Annotated in this window: 19 protein-coding genes; 7 read left to right on the plus strand and 12 right to left on the minus strand. The window is 65.5% G+C overall.

All coding sequences use genetic code 11. The features are described from left to right. Positions 1–119: 119 nt before the first annotated feature. Entirely contained in the window at positions 120–1,394 is a 1,275-nt protein-coding gene (locus tag H7J93_RS24010; RefSeq protein WP_267308947.1) for a L,D-transpeptidase, read from the minus strand. A gap of 42 nt (positions 1,395–1,436) precedes the next feature. Beyond that, positions 1,437–2,492 (minus strand): UDP-N-acetylmuramate dehydrogenase, encoded by a 1,056-nt coding sequence (locus tag H7J93_RS24015; protein ID WP_267308796.1) that lies wholly within the window; start codon positions 2,490–2,492, stop codon positions 1,437–1,439. Positions 2,493–2,518: 26 nt separating this feature from the next. Between H7J93_RS24015 and H7J93_RS24020 the strand changes: the two genes are divergently transcribed. Continuing rightward, on the plus strand, positions 2,519–3,031 hold the full coding sequence (locus tag H7J93_RS24020; protein WP_267308797.1) for a DUF2505 domain-containing protein: 513 nt from the start codon (positions 2,519–2,521) through the stop codon (positions 3,029–3,031). Here the strand turns inward: H7J93_RS24020 and H7J93_RS24025 are convergent. From H7J93_RS24025 to H7J93_RS24070, 10 genes are all read right to left on the minus strand, one after another. Further along, positions 3,015–3,608, minus strand: a complete 594-nt coding sequence (locus tag H7J93_RS24025) for a TetR/AcrR family transcriptional regulator (protein ID WP_267308948.1) — start codon at positions 3,606–3,608, stop codon at positions 3,015–3,017. The two genes, H7J93_RS24020 and H7J93_RS24025, sit on opposite strands and share 17 nt — an antisense overlap. Before the next feature lie 177 nt (positions 3,609–3,785). Then, positions 3,786–4,184 carry a cupin domain-containing protein gene (locus H7J93_RS24030; RefSeq protein ID WP_267308798.1) on the minus strand — a complete coding sequence of 133 codons (399 nt, stop codon included), beginning with the start codon at positions 4,182–4,184 and terminating at the stop codon, positions 3,786–3,788. A 30-nt stretch (positions 4,185–4,214) separates the two neighbouring features. Then, positions 4,215–4,721: an Rv2253/PknI dimerization domain-containing protein gene (locus tag H7J93_RS24035; RefSeq protein ID WP_267308799.1), complete on the minus strand. Its 507-nt coding sequence runs from the start codon at positions 4,719–4,721 to the stop codon at positions 4,215–4,217. Continuing rightward, positions 4,721–5,971 (minus strand): cytochrome P450, encoded by a 1,251-nt coding sequence (locus tag H7J93_RS24040; protein WP_267308949.1) that lies wholly within the window; start codon positions 5,969–5,971, stop codon positions 4,721–4,723. The genes H7J93_RS24035 and H7J93_RS24040 overlap by 1 nt, the downstream gene beginning before the upstream one ends. Positions 5,972–5,994: 23 nt before the next feature. Continuing rightward, positions 5,995–6,624 carry a TetR/AcrR family transcriptional regulator gene (locus tag H7J93_RS24045; RefSeq protein ID WP_267308950.1) on the minus strand — a complete coding sequence of 210 codons (630 nt, stop codon included), beginning with the start codon at positions 6,622–6,624 and terminating at the stop codon, positions 5,995–5,997. A gap of 59 nt (positions 6,625–6,683) precedes the next feature. Further along, positions 6,684–7,118, minus strand: a complete 435-nt coding sequence (locus H7J93_RS24050; protein ID WP_267308800.1) for a nitroreductase family deazaflavin-dependent oxidoreductase — start codon at positions 7,116–7,118, stop codon at positions 6,684–6,686. Between the two features lie 6 nt (positions 7,119–7,124). After that, entirely contained in the window at positions 7,125–8,378 is a 1,254-nt protein-coding gene (locus H7J93_RS24055) for a cytochrome P450 (protein ID WP_267308801.1), read from the minus strand. Further along, positions 8,375–9,160 (minus strand): SDR family NAD(P)-dependent oxidoreductase, encoded by a 786-nt coding sequence (locus H7J93_RS24060; RefSeq protein ID WP_267308802.1) that lies wholly within the window; start codon positions 9,158–9,160, stop codon positions 8,375–8,377. The genes H7J93_RS24055 and H7J93_RS24060 overlap by 4 nt, the downstream gene beginning before the upstream one ends. Positions 9,161–9,164: 4 nt before the next feature. Then, positions 9,165–10,409: an amidohydrolase family protein gene (locus H7J93_RS24065; protein ID WP_267308803.1), complete on the minus strand. Its 1,245-nt coding sequence runs from the start codon at positions 10,407–10,409 to the stop codon at positions 9,165–9,167. After that, on the minus strand, positions 10,406–11,875 hold the full coding sequence (locus H7J93_RS24070) for an aldehyde dehydrogenase family protein (protein ID WP_267308804.1): 1,470 nt from the start codon (positions 11,873–11,875) through the stop codon (positions 10,406–10,408). Before H7J93_RS24070 ends, H7J93_RS24065 begins: the two co-directional genes overlap by 4 nt. A 167-nt stretch (positions 11,876–12,042) precedes the next feature. Here H7J93_RS24070 and H7J93_RS24075 point away from each other — a divergent pair, with 167 nt between their 5' ends. From H7J93_RS24075 to H7J93_RS24100, 6 genes are read left to right on the plus strand one after another with little or no spacing between them, the layout of a single operon-like run. Then, positions 12,043–13,311, plus strand: coding sequence for an MCE family protein (locus tag H7J93_RS24075; protein ID WP_267308805.1), 1,269 nt, complete (start codon positions 12,043–12,045; stop codon positions 13,309–13,311). Then, the gene (locus tag H7J93_RS24080; protein ID WP_267308806.1) at positions 13,308–14,336 is read left to right on the plus strand and encodes an MCE family protein; all 1,029 of its coding nucleotides are present in this window, start codon (positions 13,308–13,310) and stop codon (positions 14,334–14,336) included. The genes H7J93_RS24075 and H7J93_RS24080 overlap by 4 nt, the downstream gene beginning before the upstream one ends. Further along, positions 14,329–15,384 carry an MCE family protein gene (locus H7J93_RS24085; protein WP_372508021.1) on the plus strand — a complete coding sequence of 352 codons (1,056 nt, stop codon included), beginning with the start codon at positions 14,329–14,331 and terminating at the stop codon, positions 15,382–15,384. The genes H7J93_RS24080 and H7J93_RS24085 overlap by 8 nt, the downstream gene beginning before the upstream one ends. After that, the gene (locus tag H7J93_RS24090; protein ID WP_267308951.1) at positions 15,381–16,718 is read left to right on the plus strand and encodes an MCE family protein; all 1,338 of its coding nucleotides are present in this window, start codon (positions 15,381–15,383) and stop codon (positions 16,716–16,718) included. Before H7J93_RS24085 ends, H7J93_RS24090 begins: the two co-directional genes overlap by 4 nt. Further along, positions 16,718–17,947, plus strand: a complete 1,230-nt coding sequence (locus H7J93_RS24095; RefSeq protein WP_267308952.1) for an MCE family protein — start codon at positions 16,718–16,720, stop codon at positions 17,945–17,947. The genes H7J93_RS24090 and H7J93_RS24095 overlap by 1 nt, the downstream gene beginning before the upstream one ends. Beyond that, complete coding sequence (locus tag H7J93_RS24100; RefSeq protein ID WP_267308808.1) at positions 17,947–19,449, plus strand: MCE family protein; 1,503 nt, start codon at positions 17,947–17,949, stop codon at positions 19,447–19,449. The genes H7J93_RS24095 and H7J93_RS24100 overlap by 1 nt, the downstream gene beginning before the upstream one ends. The last annotated feature ends 10 nt before the right edge of the window (positions 19,450–19,459 follow it).

A 19,459-nucleotide genomic window follows, 5' to 3' on the forward strand; every position in this document is an offset into this window, starting at 1 on the left:
CCTCCCACCACTGTCGGATAGACCGGGCAGGCGACTTCCTACTCGGTAACCCACGAACATGGGTGAGTGGGGCCCCGGCCCGCAACCCCCGACTCAACGCCGACGGTCACCCATACCGTCTAGCCGCCGGGTTGGCCGCCGCCGACGGGTTGCGGTGCATCCGACGGCGTCGCCGGCGCCGTGCTCGGGATCCCCACGGGATCGGGTTGTGCCGACAACGCAGACATTGAAGTCCACTCGTCCCACGGCACCGCCCAGTCCCAGATGTCGCCGTCGGCATATGACAGCTGGATCCGCGTACCGGTGACCTCGACCGGATCGCCGTAGATCGCGCTGTTGAAGTACTGCTGCGCGTCGGCCTCGGACAGGTTGATGCAGCCGTTGGTGACGTTCGCACTGCCCTGCGAGCCGAGGCTGGCCGGGTTCGCGTGGATGAACTCGCCGTTGTTGGAGATGCGCACGGCGAACCGCTCGCGGATGTTGGCGTAGCCCGCCGCCGGGTTGGTCATGTAGAAGTCCTCGTACTTCTCGGTGACCACGTGAATGCCGCTGCGGGTGACGTTACGGTCGAGGTCGCCCTCGCCGTAGCTGCACGGGAAGTCCATGATCACCGCGCCCGCCTCGTCGATCACCTGGATGCGGTGCGACGAGGCCTCGGCCTTGACCACCTGGCGCCTGCCGATCTCGAACGTCAGCGTCGAATCCTGCGCACCGTAGGCGCCGTCGCCGAACGGGACCCCGTAAAGCCGCGCGTCGACATGCACCTTGGTGCCCGGCGGGTAGTAGTCCTTGGTACGCCAGTGCACCCGCGATCCGCCCACTTCGTCGGGCAGCCACGCCCAGCTGCCCTCGACCTTCGGCTCGGTGGTGACCTTGAGCGCGCGCTCGACGGACGCTTTGTCGCTGATCGACGCGTCGAACTGGATGATGATCGGCGCCGCGACGCCGACGACCTGACCGTCGGCGAGCTGGAAGCGGCCGTTGACCTCGGTGCTCGGGACGACGGTCGAGAAGCTGCCCGAGACCGGGACCGCCTTGCCGTCGCGGCCGACCACGGACCCGTCCCAGCTGTACTCGACGCCGTAGCCGAGCGGCTCGGTGATGTTGAAGGCGGTCCGATCCCGGTTGAGTGCACCCGCGACGGCCTTGCCGTCGGGGTTGGTCAACTTCACGCGCTGGAACCAGCCGTCGGAGACCTTGACGCCGATGGGCGCGGTGGGCACCACATCGGTGGTGGAGTCGGCCGGGTCGAAGTTCAGCGACGGAGCGGACGGCGCACTCGCCTCGCCCGGTGTGGATGTCGACGACGGCTTGGAACAGGCGGCTAAGGCGCCCGGGGCGATCACCCCGACCGCCAGTGCGGCCAAGGCGTGCCGTCGGGATACCGCCGGCATGGGGGGCACGGCGTCGGCTGGCTTCACGTGGACCCAGCGTACCTAGAGAGCGGCCCCGATCAGAATCGGCTCGGGGGTGAGTCGGATCCCAAATGTCGCTTCGACACCGTCGCGCACCGCCCTGGCCAGCGCGATCACGTCGGCAGTCGTGGCGCCGCCGCGGTTCGTCAGCGCCAGCGCATGCTTGGTCGACAGCCGCGCGGGAGCCTCGTCACCCGGATAGCCCTTCGCGAAGCCCGCACGCTCCACGAGCCAGCCCGCGGCCAACTTCACGCCCCCCGGCGCCGGATAGTTGGGCACATCCCCGTCGACTCGGCTGCACAGCTCCTCGAACACCTCGGGGGCGACGACGGGGTTGGTGAAGAACGACCCCACGCTCCACGTGTCGTGATCGGCCTCGTCGAGCACCATCCCCTTGCGGGCGCGCAGCACCAGCACCGCCTCCCGCACCCGCGTCGGGTCGACCCGCGAATCCGGTGCTGCGCCAAGCGCGTTGGCCAGCTCGCCGTAACGCAGCGGCGCACTGTGCCCGTCGGGGTTCAATTCGAATTCCACCTCGAGCACGATCGCCGCCGCCGAATGCTTGAGCACAGATGTGCGATAGCCGAACTGGAGCGTCGACGGTTCGACCCACCGGTCCTCGCCGGTGCGGCGGTCGAGGAGTCGTACCCGCCGGATGGTGTCGGCCACCTCGGCGCCGTACGCGCCGACGTTCTGAACTGGAGTCGCCCCTGCGGAGCCCGGGATACCCGAAAGGCACTCCAGCCCGCCGAGACCGTGCGCCAGCGACGTCACGACGACGTCGTCCCACACCGCGCCCGCCTCGGCGCGCACGACGTTGCCCACCACGGTGATCTCGGTGTTGGCGAGCAGCACCACGTCGAGGTCGACCAGCTCGTCGGACAGCACCACGTTCGATCCGCCCGCCAGCACCAGAGCATCGCTGTCGGGGCCGAGGGCGCGCGTCACGTCGATCACCTTCTCGGTGGTGTCGCAGGTGATCAGCCGGCGTGCGACGGGGCCGACGCGCAGAGTGGTCAGCGGCGCCAGCGGCACCGACTCCGAGACGGACGCGCCGCCTATGAGCGAAGTGACCACGGGCGGTAACGGTAGCCTGGCCAGCTATGCCGCGTTCATTCGACATGGCTACCGAATACGAGGGCACTGTCGAACAGGTCCACAGCGCATTCCGCGAGGAACGCTACTGGCTGGCCCGGTTGACGGAGTCCGGCGCCGACGCCTACTCATTGGACAGACTGGACGTCGACGACGACGGTGGCATCGACATCGTGACGACTCAGACGGTGCTGGCCAATCGCCTACCCGGCATAGTTCAGCAGTTCCACCGCGGCGATCTGGTGTTGATCCGCGAAGAGGTCTGGGCGCCGATCCACGACGACCTGGCGACCGCGACCGTCAAATGCAGGATCGAGGATGCCCCGGCGAATCTCAGCGGCAGCGCGACACTGTCGCCCGCGGATCCGTCGACCAGCTCGCGACTCGACTTCAAAGCCACCGTCGAGGTGAACATTCCGCTTGTCGGCGGCAAGATCGAGAACTTCATCGGGAGCCAGCTCGTCGATCTGTTGATCGCCGAACAGCGCTTCACCACGGTGTGGATCAGCGAGCGCGCGTAGGCCCAGGGTCAGCCGGGTTGGCGCCGCCGAGCGCGGCCAGGCAGAACCGCCAGAGCTTCTCCTTCACGGTCTCCAGATCGCTGTCGGTGTGCTCGGCGAAGGCGTAGTAGTGATAGACCGAGCGCACGAGTTCGACGAGAAACCACGAATCCCATTCGGGATCAGGAGGATTGAGTAGACCGGCATCGATCGCCGCCTCGATCTCGACGCGCACCAGATCGACGAACGGCTTTTCGGCCTCCTCGAGTTCCTTCGGGAACTGCTTGTGCAGCCGCCAGCGTGTCGACACCACGAACTTCGACATTGCGGCGTCGCGTGTGTCGCCGGCAAGCCGCTCCAACGTTGAGGTGATGTAGTACTTCAACCGGGCCAACGGATCGGGTAACTCGCCTGCCGTGGCTGCCCAACGCTCGACGGCCTCGGACATGGCATCGCCGATCACCGCGAGGAGAAGCTCGTCCTTGCTGGCGAAGTACCGGTAGAACGTCTGCAGCGCGACGCCCGCCTCCGCGGCCAGTTCCTGGGTGGTGAAGTCGTCGCCCTTGGCGTCGATCAGCGTCCTGGCGGCGTCCAGCATCTGGCGCACCTGGGCGGCGATGCGCTCGCGTGACCGCTGTACCGCCGCCGATCGCTCGACGGCGCGCTCCACCCAAGACACTCCGGAAATGGTAGACCTCACTGCCGCCCGACGCGCCGCTCACCTCACGGCGGGGGGGTCGATCCGCATTCGGCAGGCCGTGCTCGTGATCTACCTCTACCGAGAATCCCGGAACCGCTGGGCCAGCGACTCGATGTGATCCATCAGGGTCTGCAGGGCCGCGGCGGGATTCAGTTCCAGCGCCTCGGTCTCCTCCTCGTAGATCAACACGTGCCCGGCAGGAAAGAAGTAGGCCTCTCCGCCGGCAGCCACCTCGTCGGGCCAGTCCGAGTCAGGAAACCGGCACCGGATTCGACCGGTGAACACGTACCCGTAGTGCGGTACGGGGCATACACCGCCGGGTAATCCTTGATACACCGCGGTGTGATCACCAGGCCCGGTGGTGGTGTATCCGACTTCCATGTCGCCCCACTGGGCGGACCGAAATCCGCTGCCGCACAAGGGCCATCGACCGCCACCGCCGACGGGTAGGTCGGCTGGTCTACTTACCGGCATCGTCCACCTTCCGCTGCCAATCCGTGCAGGCTAGTCCAGTTTCTCCAGCCTGAAGGGCATTTCGATCTCGGTCTTCTCGTTGAGGCTGCACCCACCGCTCTCGCCGGACGTCTTGTCGTACCCCCCGAGCACCCGCGAGCCGGGCAACTGGGCTCCGTCGGGCCCGACGGGGAAGAAGCGGTACCGCTGATGGCCCGTAACCGTTCGCCCGGTGCCGTCGGCACAGGGCTGCCATCGCGGCAACTCCCGTTTGACGACGTATTCGCCGTTGGTGGTGGTGATTTCGGCAGTCCAGCCGATGTCGCTTTCCACCGTTCCGCTGCACGTGACCTGGTTGACGCACGTCATCGTGATGGTCCAGACACTGCGCACCGACGGGATGTCCCGGTACACGTCGTTGGTGGCGGCGAAGTCGCCGACCGAGGTGGCGAGGTATCTGCCGTTGAGCGCCATGTCCTCGGCATGAGCGGTGGGGGCGACGACGATCCCGGACGCAATGATCGCGCCCGCCGCCGCCACACCCCGCACTGCTCCCATCAGGCCACCGGCGTGAACCGCAGATTCAGGTTGGTGAGGCCCCGCAGGATGTAGGTCGGCTCATACGTGTACTCGGGCTGCTCCACCGACGCGTGAAAGCGCTCGTCGACCGTGATGTCCTTCATCCGAGCCAGAATTCGCTCCAGCGATACCCGGCCCTCGACGCGTGCCAGGGGTGCACCGGGGCAGGAGTGCACTCCACGGGCGAACGCGATCTGCTCGCGCACATTGGCGCGGCCGAGCCGGAACTCGTGCGGACATTCGAACTTGTCCGGGTCGCGGTTGGCTGCGGCCGCGGAGATCATGACCGTCGTCCCGGCGGGGATGTCGACTCCTGCGAGCGTCGTCGACTTCCGCGCCAACCGGAACTCCGTCTTGACGGGGCTTTCCATACGCAGGGTTTCTTCGATGAAGACCGGCACGAGGCTGGGATCGTCGCGCAGCGTCTGCTGGAGGTGGGGCGTGTCGCACAGGATGCGCAGCGCCGCACCGAGCAGCTTGGCGGTGGTCTCCTGACCTGCGCCGAACAGGAAGCTCGCAGTCCGCACCACGTCGGTGACCGCCGGCTGCGACCCGTCCGGGTACGTCGCGTTGGCGAGTTCGCTCAGCACGTCGTCCCGCGGCTGCGCGCGACGCTCCTCGATATACGCGCTGAACTTCTCGTCGAGGAACTCCAACGGGTTGATCGCCGCCCCCTCACCCTCGATGTTGCCCATCAGGTGCGGGTTGGCGAGGGCATCACGGAATTCCTTGTGGTCTTCTCGCGGTACCCCCAGTAGGTCTGCGATCGCCAACAGCGAGAACGGTTTCGAGTACGCGGTCAGGAACTCGCATTCGCCGCGCTCGAGGAACTCGTCGAGCTGCCTGTCGGCGAGTTCCCAGAGGAAGTCCTGATTGGCCTTGAGTCGGCTGGGCGTGAGCAGGCGGGACAGCAGCGATCGCGCCCTGGTGTGATTGGGCGGGTCCATCGCCACCATGTGCTCATGCAGGGGCATCTGAGTGCGGTGCGCATCGAGGAGTTCATCGATGTCGTCGCCCTCGGGTGTGAAGGGCAGCGGTGGAAACGGCCCGCCGACCGCAACGCAATTCGACCAGAGATCGGCGTCCTTGAACACCTCCAACGTCTCGCGGTAGCTCGTCACCGCGACCACACCGTGGTGTGGCTCCCGCACCACCGGACCTTGGCTGCGCAGATACTCGAAGTACGGATGGGGGTCGGGTACGAACGCCGGGTTGGTGAAGAAGTCCATGGTGCTGAAGTCGGAATCGGTCACTACACAGGCCTTTCTGACACGGGTTGGCTACCGCCGAGCGCGGTCAGGCAGAACCGCCACAGGTGTTCCTTGAGCTCGTCGAGCTCGTTGTCTTCGGAGCCGGCGAAAGCGTAGAAGTGAAACACCGACCGGATGAGCTCGGCGAGAAGCCACGAATCCCACTCCGGGTCCGAAGGATTCAGCTGGCCCGTCTCGACTGCGGCGTTGATCTCACCGCGCAGCAACTCAACGAACGGCATCTCGACTTCGGCGAGTTCCTTGGGAAACAGTCGGTGCAGCCGCCACCTGGTCGACACCACGAACTTCGACATTGCGGCGTTATGGCTGTCGCCGTCGAGCCGTCCCAGCGCCGACGTGATGTAGTACCGCACCCTGGCCAGCGGATCGGACAGTTCCGCCGCACCCCTGACCCACCGCTCACACGCCTCGGTCATCGAGTCTGCAATCACCGCCAGCAGGAGCTCGTCCTTGCTGCCGAAGTATCGGTAGAAGGTCTGCAGTGCGACGCCCGCCTCCGTGACGAGTTCCTGCGTGGTGAACTCCGCGTCACCCTTGACGGCGATCAGCCGCCTGGCGGCGTCGAGCATCTGCCGCACGTGCTTTGCGATTCGGACCCGCGACCGCTGCACCGCCGCAGACCGTTCGACGGCGCGCTGCACCCACGAGTCGGCCGGTACACCTGCTGAGGTCATGACGGCGTGAGCACGACGACGGGGATGTCACGGTCGGTACGCGACTGGTACACATCGTAATTCGGCCACACCTGCGTCACGAGCCCCCACAGGCGAGGCTTCTCCTCGGGCGTCGCGGTGCGGGCGGTCACCGGGATCACTTCGTCGCGGACCTGAATCTCCGCCGCCGGATTCGCCTGCAGGTTGAGATACCACTTCGGGTGCATGGGTGCGCCGCCCATCGACGCGACGACGAGGTAGTCCGCGCCGTCACGCGCGAAGATCAGCGCCGAGGTTCGTGGCTGGCCGCTGCGCCTGCCGACCACGGTCAACAGCAGCGTCGGAACACCGTTCCACAGGTAGCCGACCTCGCCGCCGGTGTCCCGGTAGGCCGCCACATGGTCGGCGCCGACCAGCGCGAGATCCGGTGCGGTGTAGTTATTTTCGGTCATAGAACCTCACGCGGGGTCGAAGAGGACGGGTATCGCGGTTGCTCCACGCTCGTACACACCGACGAATCGGGGCTGCTCTGCGTCGGGGTCGAGCCGTAGGTTGGGCAGGCGATCGAGCAGTGCCGAGATGGCCACCGTCATCTCCGCGCGTGCTACGTGCATGCCGAGGCAGATATGCTCGCCTTGCCCAAAGCCCAAGGACGGCTTGTATGCCCGCGTGATGTCGTACTCATCAGGACGCTCCCACCGGGCGGGGTCACGGTTGGCGGCACCGATAGCGATGTGGACGACCGAACCGGCGAGCACCTCGACTCCGGCGATCTCGGTATCGGCGACCACCCATCGGGAGAACATCGGGTCGGTCGGCATCCATCGCACCGACTCCTCGATAGCTGGGCGCAGCAGCGTGCGGTCCTGGCGCACCGCCTCCAACAGATCCGGTCGTTGCAGCAGTGCGGTCAACGTGGTGCCCATCTGCTTCCACGTGGTACCCGAGCCAGCACCGAGCAGCAACAGCACAAAGGAGTCGATCTCGCGTTCAGTCAGCCGCGTTGTCTCACCGTTCTCGTCGGTCACCTCAGCCTGGACGAGAACACTGATCAGATCGTCCTGCGGCTGATTGCGACGAGCCTCGACGACAGGCCGGATCATGTCGATGACCCTCTGTGGGTCGCGAGCGAGGGAGGCCCGTACGTCGAGCGCCTGCTCCACCGGCAATCCGAAGCTGCCGGTGATGGTGAGAATCGGTATGGCAGCGCAGAAGTCGACGTTGAGCTCGGCGCACCCGTCGCCGGCGAAACCGTCGATCAGCAGGTTCACCGTCTCAGATATCCAGTTCGCGATCCACCACTTCCCGTTGGACGGCAGGAACGACGGTTGCACCAAGCTGCGGTAGCGCTTGTGGTGATCGCCGCCCATCGACAGCATGCTGTTGGTGATGCTCAGCGGGCCGGACTCGAGGTCAACGGGAGTCGGCGACGAAGCGAAGATTTCGGAATTGCGGTATGCGGCAAAGCAACTGTCGTAGTCGAACAGCGTGAAGTGCGGACGGTCCGGGTACGGCAGACCGTGGAAGAAGAGGTTGTCGTCCAAACCCATGAGCTGATGGAGCGTGCCAGGCAGCACCGGCCCCTGCTCGCGGAGGCGGTGCCACACCGGATAGGGATCGTCCTGGTAACCACCACCGACGAACTCGTTGTAGGAGCTGCGCAGGTCGAACAGCTCACGGAGTCGATCGCGATCCAGCGTCGGGGTCGTCATCGCGCGACGTATCCACCGTCGACGGGTAAGGCCACCCCGGTCACGTTGCGCGCAGCATCGGAGACCAGGTACAGCGCCGCCTCCGCGCAGTCCTCCGCGGTGATCGCATGACCGAGCGGGTGTTGTGCGCCGACCTTTTCGGCGATCGCCGCCTGCTGAGCTTCGTCGGCCTGAAGGCCGCCGGCCGCCATGAATCCGGTCAGCGGCATCGCCGCCGGGCATATCGCGTTGACGCGAATCCCGAACGGCGCCACCTCCACTGCCACCGCGCGCGTCAGCTGCAATACGCCACCCTTGGTGGCGCCGTACACCGTTCCACCCCACGCCACCAGACCGGCGACCGACCCGGTGTTGAGGATGACGCCGCCGTCTCCCTGCTTCTTGAACTGCACCACGGCGTATTTGCATCCGAGGAACACGCCACCGAGGTTCACCGCCACCAGCCGGTTGAAGTCCGCAAGCGTGTGGTCCTCGAAGCTCATCCCCAAGCGTGGTGTCGGGATCCCGACGTTGTTGAACAGGATGTCGAGCCTCCCGAACCCGTCGACTGCGGCGGCGATCATGCCTTCGACCGCAGCCTCATCGGCCACGTCCACCTCGACGGCGACGGCCGCGCCGCCACGACCCTCGATCTGGCGCACCGTCTCTTTCGCGTTGTCGAGATCGATGTCGGCGACGAGCACGCGGGCGCCTTCGTCGGCGAAGCGCAGCGCGGAGGCACGTCCGACGCCTGACCCGGCGCCGGTCACGATGGCGCTTTTGCCATCCAACAGAGCGGTCACGTGATCACGCGTTCGCCGGCGCCGGCGGTTCGGCCGGGGTGAAGCGGTACAGCCGCTCGGCGTTGCCGCGCAGCAGTTTGTACTGGACGCGCTCGGGCAGGTCCTTCATCGTGTTCCGGGCGACATCGATGCAGTTCGGCCACGTCGAATCCGAATGCGGATAGTCGGTCTCACACATGATGTTGTCCTCGCCGAGTTCGTCGAGGCTCTTGATCGCGTGGCGGTCCTCGATGATGCAGCCGTAGATGTGGTTGCGGAACGTCTCCCGGATATCGAGGGTGTCGAGGTCGGCCTCGTTTCCGGCGTGGCCCATGAACTTCGTCCCGCGTTTGACCCAGTAACGCTGCTTGTCCAGTACCTGCTCGGCGCGCTCGAGGAAGTAGGGCATCCAGCCGACCTCGCCCTCGGACAGCGCGATCTTGAGATTCGGGAATCTCTGGAACAGCCCACTGAACAACCAGGAGAGCATGGTCCCCGAAGTGCGGGAGGCGCCCCAGGTGAGGTTGGCCATGAACGGGGCGTCCTTACAGATCTTCGGAAGCTGCGACGACGAGCCCACGTGCATGCTCGCGACCATGCCGAGTTCGTTGGCCGCAGCCATCACGGGGTCCCAGTAGTGATTCGCATCGTGAATCGTCGGCAGCCCCAACGGTTCCGGATTCTCCGAGAACGCGAACGTCGTCACGCCCTTTGCCGCCATGCGCTCCATCTCCTTGGCGGCCAGCTTCGGATCCCACATCGGGATCAGCATCAGCGGTATATAGCGTCCCGGTGCCGCCCCGCACCATTCCTCGACCAGCCAGTCGTTGTAGTGCTGTAGGCACTCGAAGCCGAACTCGCGGTCGCTGGCCTCCATGAACAGCTGCCCGCAGAACCGGGTGATTGTCGGAAAGCAGAGGGAGGCAAGAACACCGGAGCGATTCATGTCCTCGATGCGTGCCGCGGCGTCATAGCAACCCGGCCGCATCTCCGAATAGGACAGCGGTTCCGGGCTGAACTCCTCCTTCGACTTGCCCACGACGGCGCTCAGTCCGGAGTTCGGATACCGCTTACCGTCGTACACCCACATGTCCACGCCGTTGTCGTCGGCCTCCATGTGGGGAGCGCGGTCCCGGTCCTTCGCTGCGACGCGGTCCACCCACAGGTTCGGTGGTTCGAGAATGTGATCGTCGACCGAGATCAGCCAGTTCAAATCGTAGCTGGCGCCTTCACTTTCGACGCTGTCCGCCCGGACGTCGGTGATCGTCATCTCGCCAGTTCTCCAATCGACATGTGCTTCACTTCCTGGAACTCGCGGATCCCGTCGGGACCCCGTTCGCGGCCTAGGCCGCTCTGCTTGTATCCCCCGCTGGGTGCGTAGGCGGAGAAGACCGTGGTATTGACGTTCACCGCACCCGTACGCAACCGACGGGCGACGCCGACGGCGGTGGCGACGTCCGCCCCGTATACCTGGCCCGACAGCCCGTACACGCTGTCGTTGGCGATCTCCACTGCATGGTCGAGATCGCGATAGCCGAGCACAGCGATGACCGGGCCGAAGATCTCCTCTTGCGCAGCGGGATTCGCGTTGTCGGGTACGTCGAGCACCGTCGGCTCGAAGTAGTAGCCGCGTTCGAGGTGTTCGGGGCGACCGCCACCGCAGACGACCTTGGCCCCCTCCTCCTCAGCCGCCCCGACGATCCGTTCGCACTTGTCGCGTTGCGCCGCGCTGATGACTGGACCCATCGCTGCCTCCGCCGACGTCGGCGGCCCGACCTTGATCGACCTGTACGTGGCGGCGACCGCTTCGAGCACCTGGTCCTTCTGGTCCTGCGGAACGAGCATGCGCGTCGCGGCCACGCAGGCCTGGCCCGCGGTGCTCATCACCACCATCGCAGCCCCCATCGCCGCGCGCTGCACCGCATCCGGCAGATATATCTGCGCCGACTTGCCACCGAGTTCGAGCGACACCCGCTTCACCGTGGGCGCCGCTTGAGCGAGGATCTTTCGCCCCGCCAGGGTGGACCCGGTGAACGACACCATGTCGACCGCGGGATCCGAGGTGATGAGTTCGGCTGCCGCGGTGCTCGATTCGACGATGACGCTCAGCACACCCGGCGGCAGCCCCGCCGCTTCCGCCGCCATACCGAACACCAGCGATGAGATCGGCGTCAGCGGGCTCGGACGCAGGATCACCGAATTGCCCGCCACCAGAGCAGGAATGAGCTTCTGAAATCCCATGATCAGCGCCGCGTTGTACGGCGTGATGGCGGCGACCACCCCGACGGGCTCGTGCCTGCGGATGCTCAACGCGACCCGACCGCGGACGAGGTCGTCCACCGGGACCGGGCTCGCCTCCTCGTGCTTCATCGACAGATAGAGATCGATGGTCTGGCGCGCCAACGCGGCACCAGCCCGAAGCTGGGTCATCTCGGCGAATCGCGTTGGTTGGCCGGCCTCTGCGACGAGAGTGGGCACCAGGGTGTCGGCGCAGCCTTCTATGTAGTCGACGAACCGGCGCAGGACGGCGGCCCGGTCCGAGGCGGCGCGATCGGCCCAGACGCCCTCATCGAAGCTGCGGCGAGCATCTGCGATTGACCGTTCGACCTCGGCGGGTGGGGTGGCGGTGACCTCATGAACATGGGTTTCGTCCGCGGGGTTCTCGACGGAGACCACCTCGTCGCCCGTCACCCACGTTCCGCCGACGAAGGTCCGCCGCTCCGCCAGAATCGTCACACGTCCTCATCTCCGCAATGAATACCGACGTAACAGTAGAACATGATTATTGTTTTGACCATCTTGATGTTCTGATTTGCCATGTGTACTCTTCTCGCCACAGCAAGTATGAGATTTCGGTCACATATTAAGGGGAGCTCGTTGATCGCCGCCAGCCCAGGCGACCCATGCGTCCAGGTGTGAAGCGCTCGCCGTGGAGCGCCGCGACCGATTCGCGGCCGGTCGCGGCGGCGCCCGGACGTGACTTCGGCGCGAGGAGCTACCGTCGGCCGGTCGTCGGACTGGTCGCCGTCCTCGTGATGGCCGGGATCGTCGCGGCGGCCATCGCGATGTTCAACGGAAGTTTCGTCAAGACCGTCCCGATCACCGTCATGACCGACCGCGCCGGTCTGCTCATGGACCGCGGTGCTCGGGTAAAGCTCAACGGCGCGCAGATCGGCACCGTGTCTCACGTCAGTGAGACCACGGATGGCCGCGCCGAACTGAAGCTGGCGATCGAGCCTTCCCGGTTAAGCCTTGTTCCCGACAACGTGCAGGTCGAGATCGGCGCCAACACCGTGTTCGGGGCGAAGTCGGTCGAGTTCATCCCACCGCCGGCCCCGTCTGCGGTTCCGCTGCGCGCCGGACAGGTTCTCGATACCGAGCATGTCACAGTCGAGGTGAACACGATCTTTGAGAACCTCAACTCCGTTCTGTCACATATTGATCCGGCGAAGCTGAACGAAACCCTGGGTGCCATGTCGACGGCGTTCAGCGGACGGGGTGAAACCTTCGGGCAGTCGCTGTCCGATTTCAATGCGTTTCTTGCGGAGGTCGAGCCGAGCTTGCCTGCGCTCAGTGAGGAGCTGCGGAGGTTTCCCGACGTCGCCGCGGCCTACGCCGATTCTGCGCCCGACCTGATGTCAATTCTCGCCAATGCCAGCCGGATCAGTCAGACATTGGTGGAGAAGCAGTCCGACCTCGACCGGTTCCTGGTGTCGGCCATCGGGTTTGCCGATATCGGCAACGACGTCATCGGCGGCAACCGCGAACAGCTCACCGACCTGATGCACGCGTTGGTCCCGACGACCAACCTGACGAACGAATACCACGAGGCACTCACCTGCGCCCTGACCGGAATGACCAACTTCGCGTTCAAACCACCCGCACCCGTTCCCGGTGTCTACGACTCCGGCGCGCTGGTGCTCGGCATCGAGCGTTACCGCTATCCGCAGGACCTCCCTAAGGTCGCAGCCACCGGCGGCCCGCAATGCGAGGGACAACTGCCCCTGGTGTTCAACCACTTCCCACCCAAGGTGATCGCCGACACCGGAACAGATCCGACCCGTTACGGCAATCAAGGCATCCTCCTCAACACCGACGGACTCAAGCAGTGGCTGTTCGGTCCGATCGACGGCCCGCCGCGAAACACCGTGCAGTGGGGGCAACCTGGATGAGCCTTCGTGGCACGGCAATCAAGTTCCTCGTCTTCGGTGTCGTGATGGCGGCGCTCACCGCGAGCCTTTTCATGGTGTTCGGGGAGTATCGAAGCGGGTCGGCGAAGGGCTACTCCGCGGTGTTCACGGATGCGTCCAGCCTGGAGGGCGGCGACTCGGTCCGCATCGCAGGCGTTCGGGTCGGCACCGTCAACCAGGTGACCCTGCGTGGTGACAACACGGTGCTGGTCTCGTTCGACGCCGACGACGACATCGTGCTCACCACGGGCACCAGGGCCGCGGTCCGCTACCTCAACCTGGTCGGCGACCGGTACCTCGAGCTGATGGACGGTCCAGGCTCGACCCGCGTACTGCCGCGCGGTGCCCAGATTCCCGCGGACCGCACCCAACCGGCGCTCGACCTCGACCTGTTGCTCGGCGGGCTCAAACCGGTGATCCGCGGTTTGGACCCGAACGACGTCAATGCCCTCACCAATGCGCTGCTGCAAATCTTCCAGGGTCAGGGCGATACCTTGCAGTCGCTGATGAGCCGGACGTCATCGTTCTCGAACACGTTGGCCGACAACAACGCCGCGCTCGAACAGCTGGTGGACAACCTCGATGCGGTACTGGCGACGCTGGGCAAGGAGGGCCAGCGTTTCTCCGGCGCCCTGGACAAGTTCGAACAACTGACGCGTGAGTTGGCCAACGACCGGGACACGATCGGAACCGCCATCGATTCGTTGAGTGCCGGCACCGCATCTCTCGCCGATCTGCTGTCCAACGCGCGACCACCGCTGGCAGGCATGGTCGACGAACTGAATCGCGTCGCGCCTCTCCTCGATAAGGACAAGGGGCTGATCGACGTCGCGCTGCAGAAGGCGCCTGACAACTACCGCAAGCTCGCTCGAGTCGGCTCTTACGGCAGCTTCGTGAACTACTACCTGTGCGGCATCTCCATTCGCGTCACCGATCTGCAGGGCCGCACCGCGGTGTTCCCGTGGATCAAGCAACGGGATGGGAGGTGCGCAGAGCCTGATGCTTAAATACCGCAGCCCCAAGCTCGTTCGCGCGGGATTTCTCGGCGTCGTTCTCGTCGTGCTGACGATCGCCGTCGGTCTTCAGCCCGAACGCCTCATCTCGTGGGCGACCGGAATCCGGTACTCCGCGGAGTTCGCTGAAGCCGGTGGGCTCACTGCGGGCAACGAGGTCAAGGTCTCGGGTGTGAAGGTGGGCACCGTCACCGACATCGCGCTCGGCGAGCGTGGCGCCGTCGTGACGTTCGTCGTCAGAGACACGGTGCGGCTGGGCGATCGGACCACCGCGCACATCAGAACCGGGTCCCTGCTCGGAGCGCGCGTCCTGACTCTGGAACCGGCGGGCACGACCGCGATGCGAGTCGGTGAGGTCATACCCCTGTCCCGGACAGGATCACCGTACTCACTCAACGAATCGGTCAACGACCTGACGACGAACGTCGCTGCCACAGATATGGATTCGCTCAATCAGTCGTTGGACACCCTGTCGATGACCCTGGATCAGGTGGCGCCTCAACTGGGTCCGACGTTCGACGGGCTGACCCGGCTGTCGCGATCGCTGAACAGCCGAAGCGAAACCCTGGGACGGCTGCTGGACAACGCTGCGACGGTCACCCAGGTGCTCGCACAGCGCAGTCAGCAGGTCAACACGTTGATCCTCAACGCCAACGACCTCCTGGCGGTTCTGGTCGAGCGCAGGCAAGCGATCAGCGAGCTTCTCGCCAACACCGCCGCGGTGGCGCGCCACCTGAGCGGACTCGTCGAGGACAACGAGGCCGAATTGGCGCCAACGCTCGACAGGTTGAACTCCGTCACCGCGATGTTGGAGAAGAACCGCGACAACCTGTCGAAGGCTCTCCCGGGGTTGAGGAAGTTCGAGATCACCAGCAGCGAGTCCGTCGCGAGCGGGCCGTACTACAGCGCCTATGTACCCAACCTCATCCCGCCCCAGTTGCTTCAGCCGTTCTTCGATTACGCGTTCGGCTTCCGGGCGGGCGACCCCAACATGCCGCGTGCGCTGTTCCCATGGGCGCGCAACGGGATTCCGGGAGGATGACGGTGTCGCGCATCGGAAAGCTGCTGCTACTCGGGGTGCTGGTCGGCACCCTGGTGGCAGGTACCGCTGTCGTCGTCCGGCAGACCGTCTTCGCGCCACAGACCATCATCGCCAACTTCTCCTCCGCGACAGGCCTATACCCCGGCGACGATGTGCGCATCGCCGGCGTGAAAGTCGGCACCATCAAGTCGATCTCACCGCAACCAGACCGCGCGGTCGTCACTCTGGACATCGACCACGACGTTCGGGTGCCCGCCGACGCCAAGGCCGTGATCGTGGCGCAGAACCTGGTTGCGGCCCGTTACGTACAACTCGCACCGCTGTACCGAAGCGGGGAATCACGGATGGCCGACGGTGGTGTCATCCCGCAAGAACGCACCGCGGTCCCCGTGGAGTGGGACGAAGTGAAGACGCAGTTGTCGCGCCTGGCAACCGAACTCGGCCCCGACACCACGTTGTCGACCAGCTCGATGGGCCGATTCATCGAGAGCACCGCGGATGCGATGGACGGTAACGGGGAGAAGCTCCGACAGACCTTCGCGCAGCTGTCCCAGCTGGCTCGCATCCTTGCCGACGGCAGCCCTGACATCGTCGCCACCATCGAGAACCTTCAGACCTTCGTCACCGCGTTGCGTGACAGCAGCGATGAGATCGTGTTGTTCCAGGATCGACTCGCCACCTTCGGCACCGTCCTGGCCGACAGCAGAAGCGATCTCGACGCCGCTATGTCAGAGCTCGCCATTGCGTTGGGAGAAGTGCAGCGGTTCATCGCCGGTACCCGCGACAAGACGACGGAACAGGTGCAGCGACTCGCCAATGTCACCCAGGTGCTGGTGGACCACCGCATGGACGTCGAGAACATCCTGCACGTCGCGCCGACGGCGTTCGCCAACGCCTACAACATCCTCAACCCGAATGTGCCAGGCGCGATCGGCACGTTCATCCTCACCAACTTCTCCAATCCGGTGCAGTTCCTGTGCGGCGCAATCGGCGGCATCGCCAATGTCACCGCCTCGGAGACCGCCAAGCTCTGCGGCCAGTATCTGGGTCCCGCATTGCGGTTGCTCAACTTCAACACTCTCCCGCAGCCACCGTTGAATCCGTTCTTGATGCCGTCGCTGACGCCCGACAAGGTCGTCTACACCGATCCAGCGCTCGCCCCCGGCGGGGCGGGCGGCGCACCGCCGCCGCCCCTCACGCCGCCGACGGTATCGGCCTACACCGGCTTGCACGGTGACGTCCCCGCACCGCCCGGGTTCGGACCACCGCCAGGCGGCACCCCGGTTCCGACGTTGCAGGACGTACTGCTGCCCGCCGAAGGGTCCCCGTCGTGATCGCCCGATGGGCAGCGGCCTGCTTGTGCGCCGCGCTGACACTCACCTCATGCGGCTTCGGCGGCGTCAACACGCTGCCGCTCCCTGGCGCGGTCGCCAGCGGGCCGGACAACTCGATCTACCACGTGCAGGTCGCCAATGTGGGCACGCTGGAATCCAATTCGCCGGTCATGATCGACGACGTCGTGGTCGGTAGCGTCGGAAAGCTCGATGTGCGCGACTGGGTGGCCGAGGTCGAGGTCCGAGTGCGCCCCGATGTCACCGTCCCAGCCAATGCCGTCGCGACCATCGGCCAGACCAGCCTGCTGGGCTCGATGCACGTCGCGCTCGACCCGCCGCTTGGCGAGCCGCCTAGGGGTCGACTGTCGCCGGGTTCGACCATCCCCCTTGATCGCTCGTCGACCTACCCCTCGACAGAACAGACCCTGTCGTCGTTGAGCGTCGTCGTCAACGCGGGCGGGCTCGGTCAGATCGGCGATTTCATCCACAACGCCGCCACCGCCCTTTCAGGACGTGAGAGCGAAGTTCGCGACCTGATCACTCGACTGGACACGTTCGTCGGCACGGTCGACGAGCAGCGTGATCGGTTCAACGCCTCGATTCAGGAACTCGACCGCTTCACCGGCACCCTGGCTGCACAACAGAACGACATCACCGATGCCCTCCGAACGGTGCCTCCGGCGATGGATGTCCTGCTGGCGGAACGCGCACGGCTGGTCACCGCCATGCAGAAGCTCGGTGAGTTCAGCGACACCGCAACCGAACTCATCAACTCCACGCAAGACGACCTGGTCACGAACCTCGCCAACCTGGAGGCGACGGTCAAGGCCCTCGCCGACGTCGGCCCCTACCTCGGTACGGTCCTGGCCCTGGTGCCGTCGTTCCCATTCCCGCAGAACTTCATCGACCGGGCGATCCGCGGTGACTACATCAACATCTTCGCGTCGATGGATCTGACGGTGCCGCGACTCAAGCGGTCCCTGTTCCTCGGCACACGATGGGGTGATCCGAACGCAGTGTTGATTCCGGCACCGGGCGACCCCGCGCACCTCAGTTACACGTACGAGCCGCTCAACATCGGGATTGCACTGCCACCCCAGGAGACCGGTGTCGCCATGCCGCCACCCGCCGCGCCGCTGCTGCCTGTCGCACCGGCCGAACCCTCGGCGCCGCTGACCACCTCCTCGGTGTTCGCCGGACCGTATCCGCCCGCAGGCGGGGGTGGCTGATGCTGACCCGCCTCGTACGAACACAGCTCATCATCTTCGCCATCGCCTCCGTGATCGGCGTCGCAACAATGGTCTTCGGCTATATGGGCGTCCCCACCTGGGTGGGAGTCGGACACATCAAGGTCACGCTGGAACTTCCGGGCACCGGCGGTCTCTACCGCTTCGGGAACGTGACCTATCGCGGTGTGCAGATCGGCAAGGTCGTCAGCGTCACACCGACAACCGCCGGTGCAGTCGCCGAGCTCTCGCTGAACTCCTCGCCGAAAATCCCGGCCGACGTGCAGGCCAACGTACGCAGCGTGTCGGCCGTCGGGGAACAGTACGTCGACCTGGTTCCCCGCAGCGCCGGTCCGCCGTACCTCGTCGAGGGTTCGGTGATTCCGCGGGCCGACACCACGATCCCGCAGAAGGTCGGTCCCGTCCTCGATCAGCTCAGCGCCCTGGTGAAGAGCGTGCCCAAACAGAAGTTGTCCGACTTGCTGGACGAGTCGTTTCTCGCGTTCAACGGTGCCGGATATGACGTGGGTTCGCTTCTCGACTCGGGATCACGAATCGCTGCCGACTCCGCCGCTGCGGCGAAACGCACCCGGACCCTGATCGAAGACAGCGCGCCATTCATCGACTCACAAGTGAAAGGCGCTGATTCACTGCGAATCTGGACACACAGCCTGGCGGCGGTCACCGACCAATTGGTTGAGAACGATCGCGAGTTCCGCACCATCGTCGAGACCGGGCCCGGCGCGGCGGATGAGGCCTCGCGACTGCTGGACCAGGTGAAGCCGACGCTGCCGGTGCTGTTGGCGAATCTCACCACGATCGGTGAGGTGGCAGTCACCTACAACCCGTCGTTGGAGCAACTGCTCGTCCTGCTGCCGCCGTATGTCGCCGGCTTTGGCGCACTGTCGCCGACCAACAACCCGCTCGGCCAGTCGTTCGGCGCCTTCTCGCTCATGAACGGCGACCCGCCGCCCTGTACGGTCGGCTTCCTGCCCCCATCGCAATGGCGCACCCCCGCAGACGAAACCGTCATCGATACGCCGGACGGCTTGTACTGCAAGCTGCCGCAGGACTCCCCGATCGCCGTGCGCGGCGTTCGGAACAATCCGTGCATGGGGCGGCCGGGTAAGCGCGCTCCTACGGTCGAGATCTGTAACAGCGACCGACCGTATGAGCCACTCGCGATGCGTCAGCACGTCCTCGGCCCCTATCCGTTTGATCCGAACCTTGTCGCCCAGGGCGTCCCCCTCGACGATCGGGTACAGCCGGACCAGCGCATATTCGCACCTGCGCAAGGAACTCCGCTGCCCCCACCCGAGACTCCGCCGGCCACCGCCGTCCCGAATGCCTTCCCCGACAACAACGCCGGTGCTCCGGCAGTGGCGACCGCCAGCTACGATCCGCGGACGGGTCGCTACATCGGCGGCGACGGCCGGGTGTATCAGCAGACCGATCTCCAACAGTCGACCGAGCCGACCGACTGGCAGGATCTGCTGCCACGTTGACGCCGCGGCG

It is taken from the genome of Mycobacterium barrassiae (genome assembly GCF_025822765.1).
Classification (GTDB): domain Bacteria; phylum Actinomycetota; class Actinomycetes; order Mycobacteriales; family Mycobacteriaceae; genus Mycobacterium; species Mycobacterium barrassiae.

Coding starts and splice junctions, on each gene's coding strand:
- H7J93_RS24025 (WP_267308948.1), bottom strand. CDS start 3,608: ATGCTGGACGCCGCCAGGACGCTGATCGACGCCAAGGGCGACGACTTC.
- H7J93_RS24065 (WP_267308803.1), bottom strand. CDS start 10,409: ATGACGATCACCGACGTCCGGGCGGACAGCGTCGAAAGTGAAGGCGCC.
- H7J93_RS24080 (WP_267308806.1), top strand. CDS start 13,308: ATGAGCCTTCGTGGCACGGCAATCAAGTTCCTCGTCTTCGGTGTCGTG.
- H7J93_RS24050 (WP_267308800.1), bottom strand. CDS start 7,118: ATGACCGAAAATAACTACACCGCACCGGATCTCGCGCTGGTCGGCGCC.
- H7J93_RS24035 (WP_267308799.1), bottom strand. CDS start 4,721: ATGGGAGCAGTGCGGGGTGTGGCGGCGGCGGGCGCGATCATTGCGTCC.
- H7J93_RS24040 (WP_267308949.1), bottom strand. CDS start 5,971: ATGGACTTCTTCACCAACCCGGCGTTCGTACCCGACCCCCATCCGTAC.
- H7J93_RS24090 (WP_267308951.1), top strand. CDS start 15,381: ATGACGGTGTCGCGCATCGGAAAGCTGCTGCTACTCGGGGTGCTGGTC.
- H7J93_RS24020 (WP_267308797.1), top strand. CDS start 2,519: ATGCCGCGTTCATTCGACATGGCTACCGAATACGAGGGCACTGTCGAA.
- H7J93_RS24075 (WP_267308805.1), top strand. CDS start 12,043: ATGCGTCCAGGTGTGAAGCGCTCGCCGTGGAGCGCCGCGACCGATTCG.
- H7J93_RS24010 (WP_267308947.1), bottom strand. CDS start 1,394: ATGCCGGCGGTATCCCGACGGCACGCCTTGGCCGCACTGGCGGTCGGG.
- H7J93_RS24055 (WP_267308801.1), bottom strand. CDS start 8,378: ATGACGACCCCGACGCTGGATCGCGATCGACTCCGTGAGCTGTTCGAC.
- H7J93_RS24100 (WP_267308808.1), top strand. CDS start 17,947: ATGCTGACCCGCCTCGTACGAACACAGCTCATCATCTTCGCCATCGCC.
- H7J93_RS24030 (WP_267308798.1), bottom strand. CDS start 4,184: ATGCCGGTAAGTAGACCAGCCGACCTACCCGTCGGCGGTGGCGGTCGA.
- H7J93_RS24085 (WP_372508021.1), top strand. CDS start 14,329: ATGCTTAAATACCGCAGCCCCAAGCTCGTTCGCGCGGGATTTCTCGGC.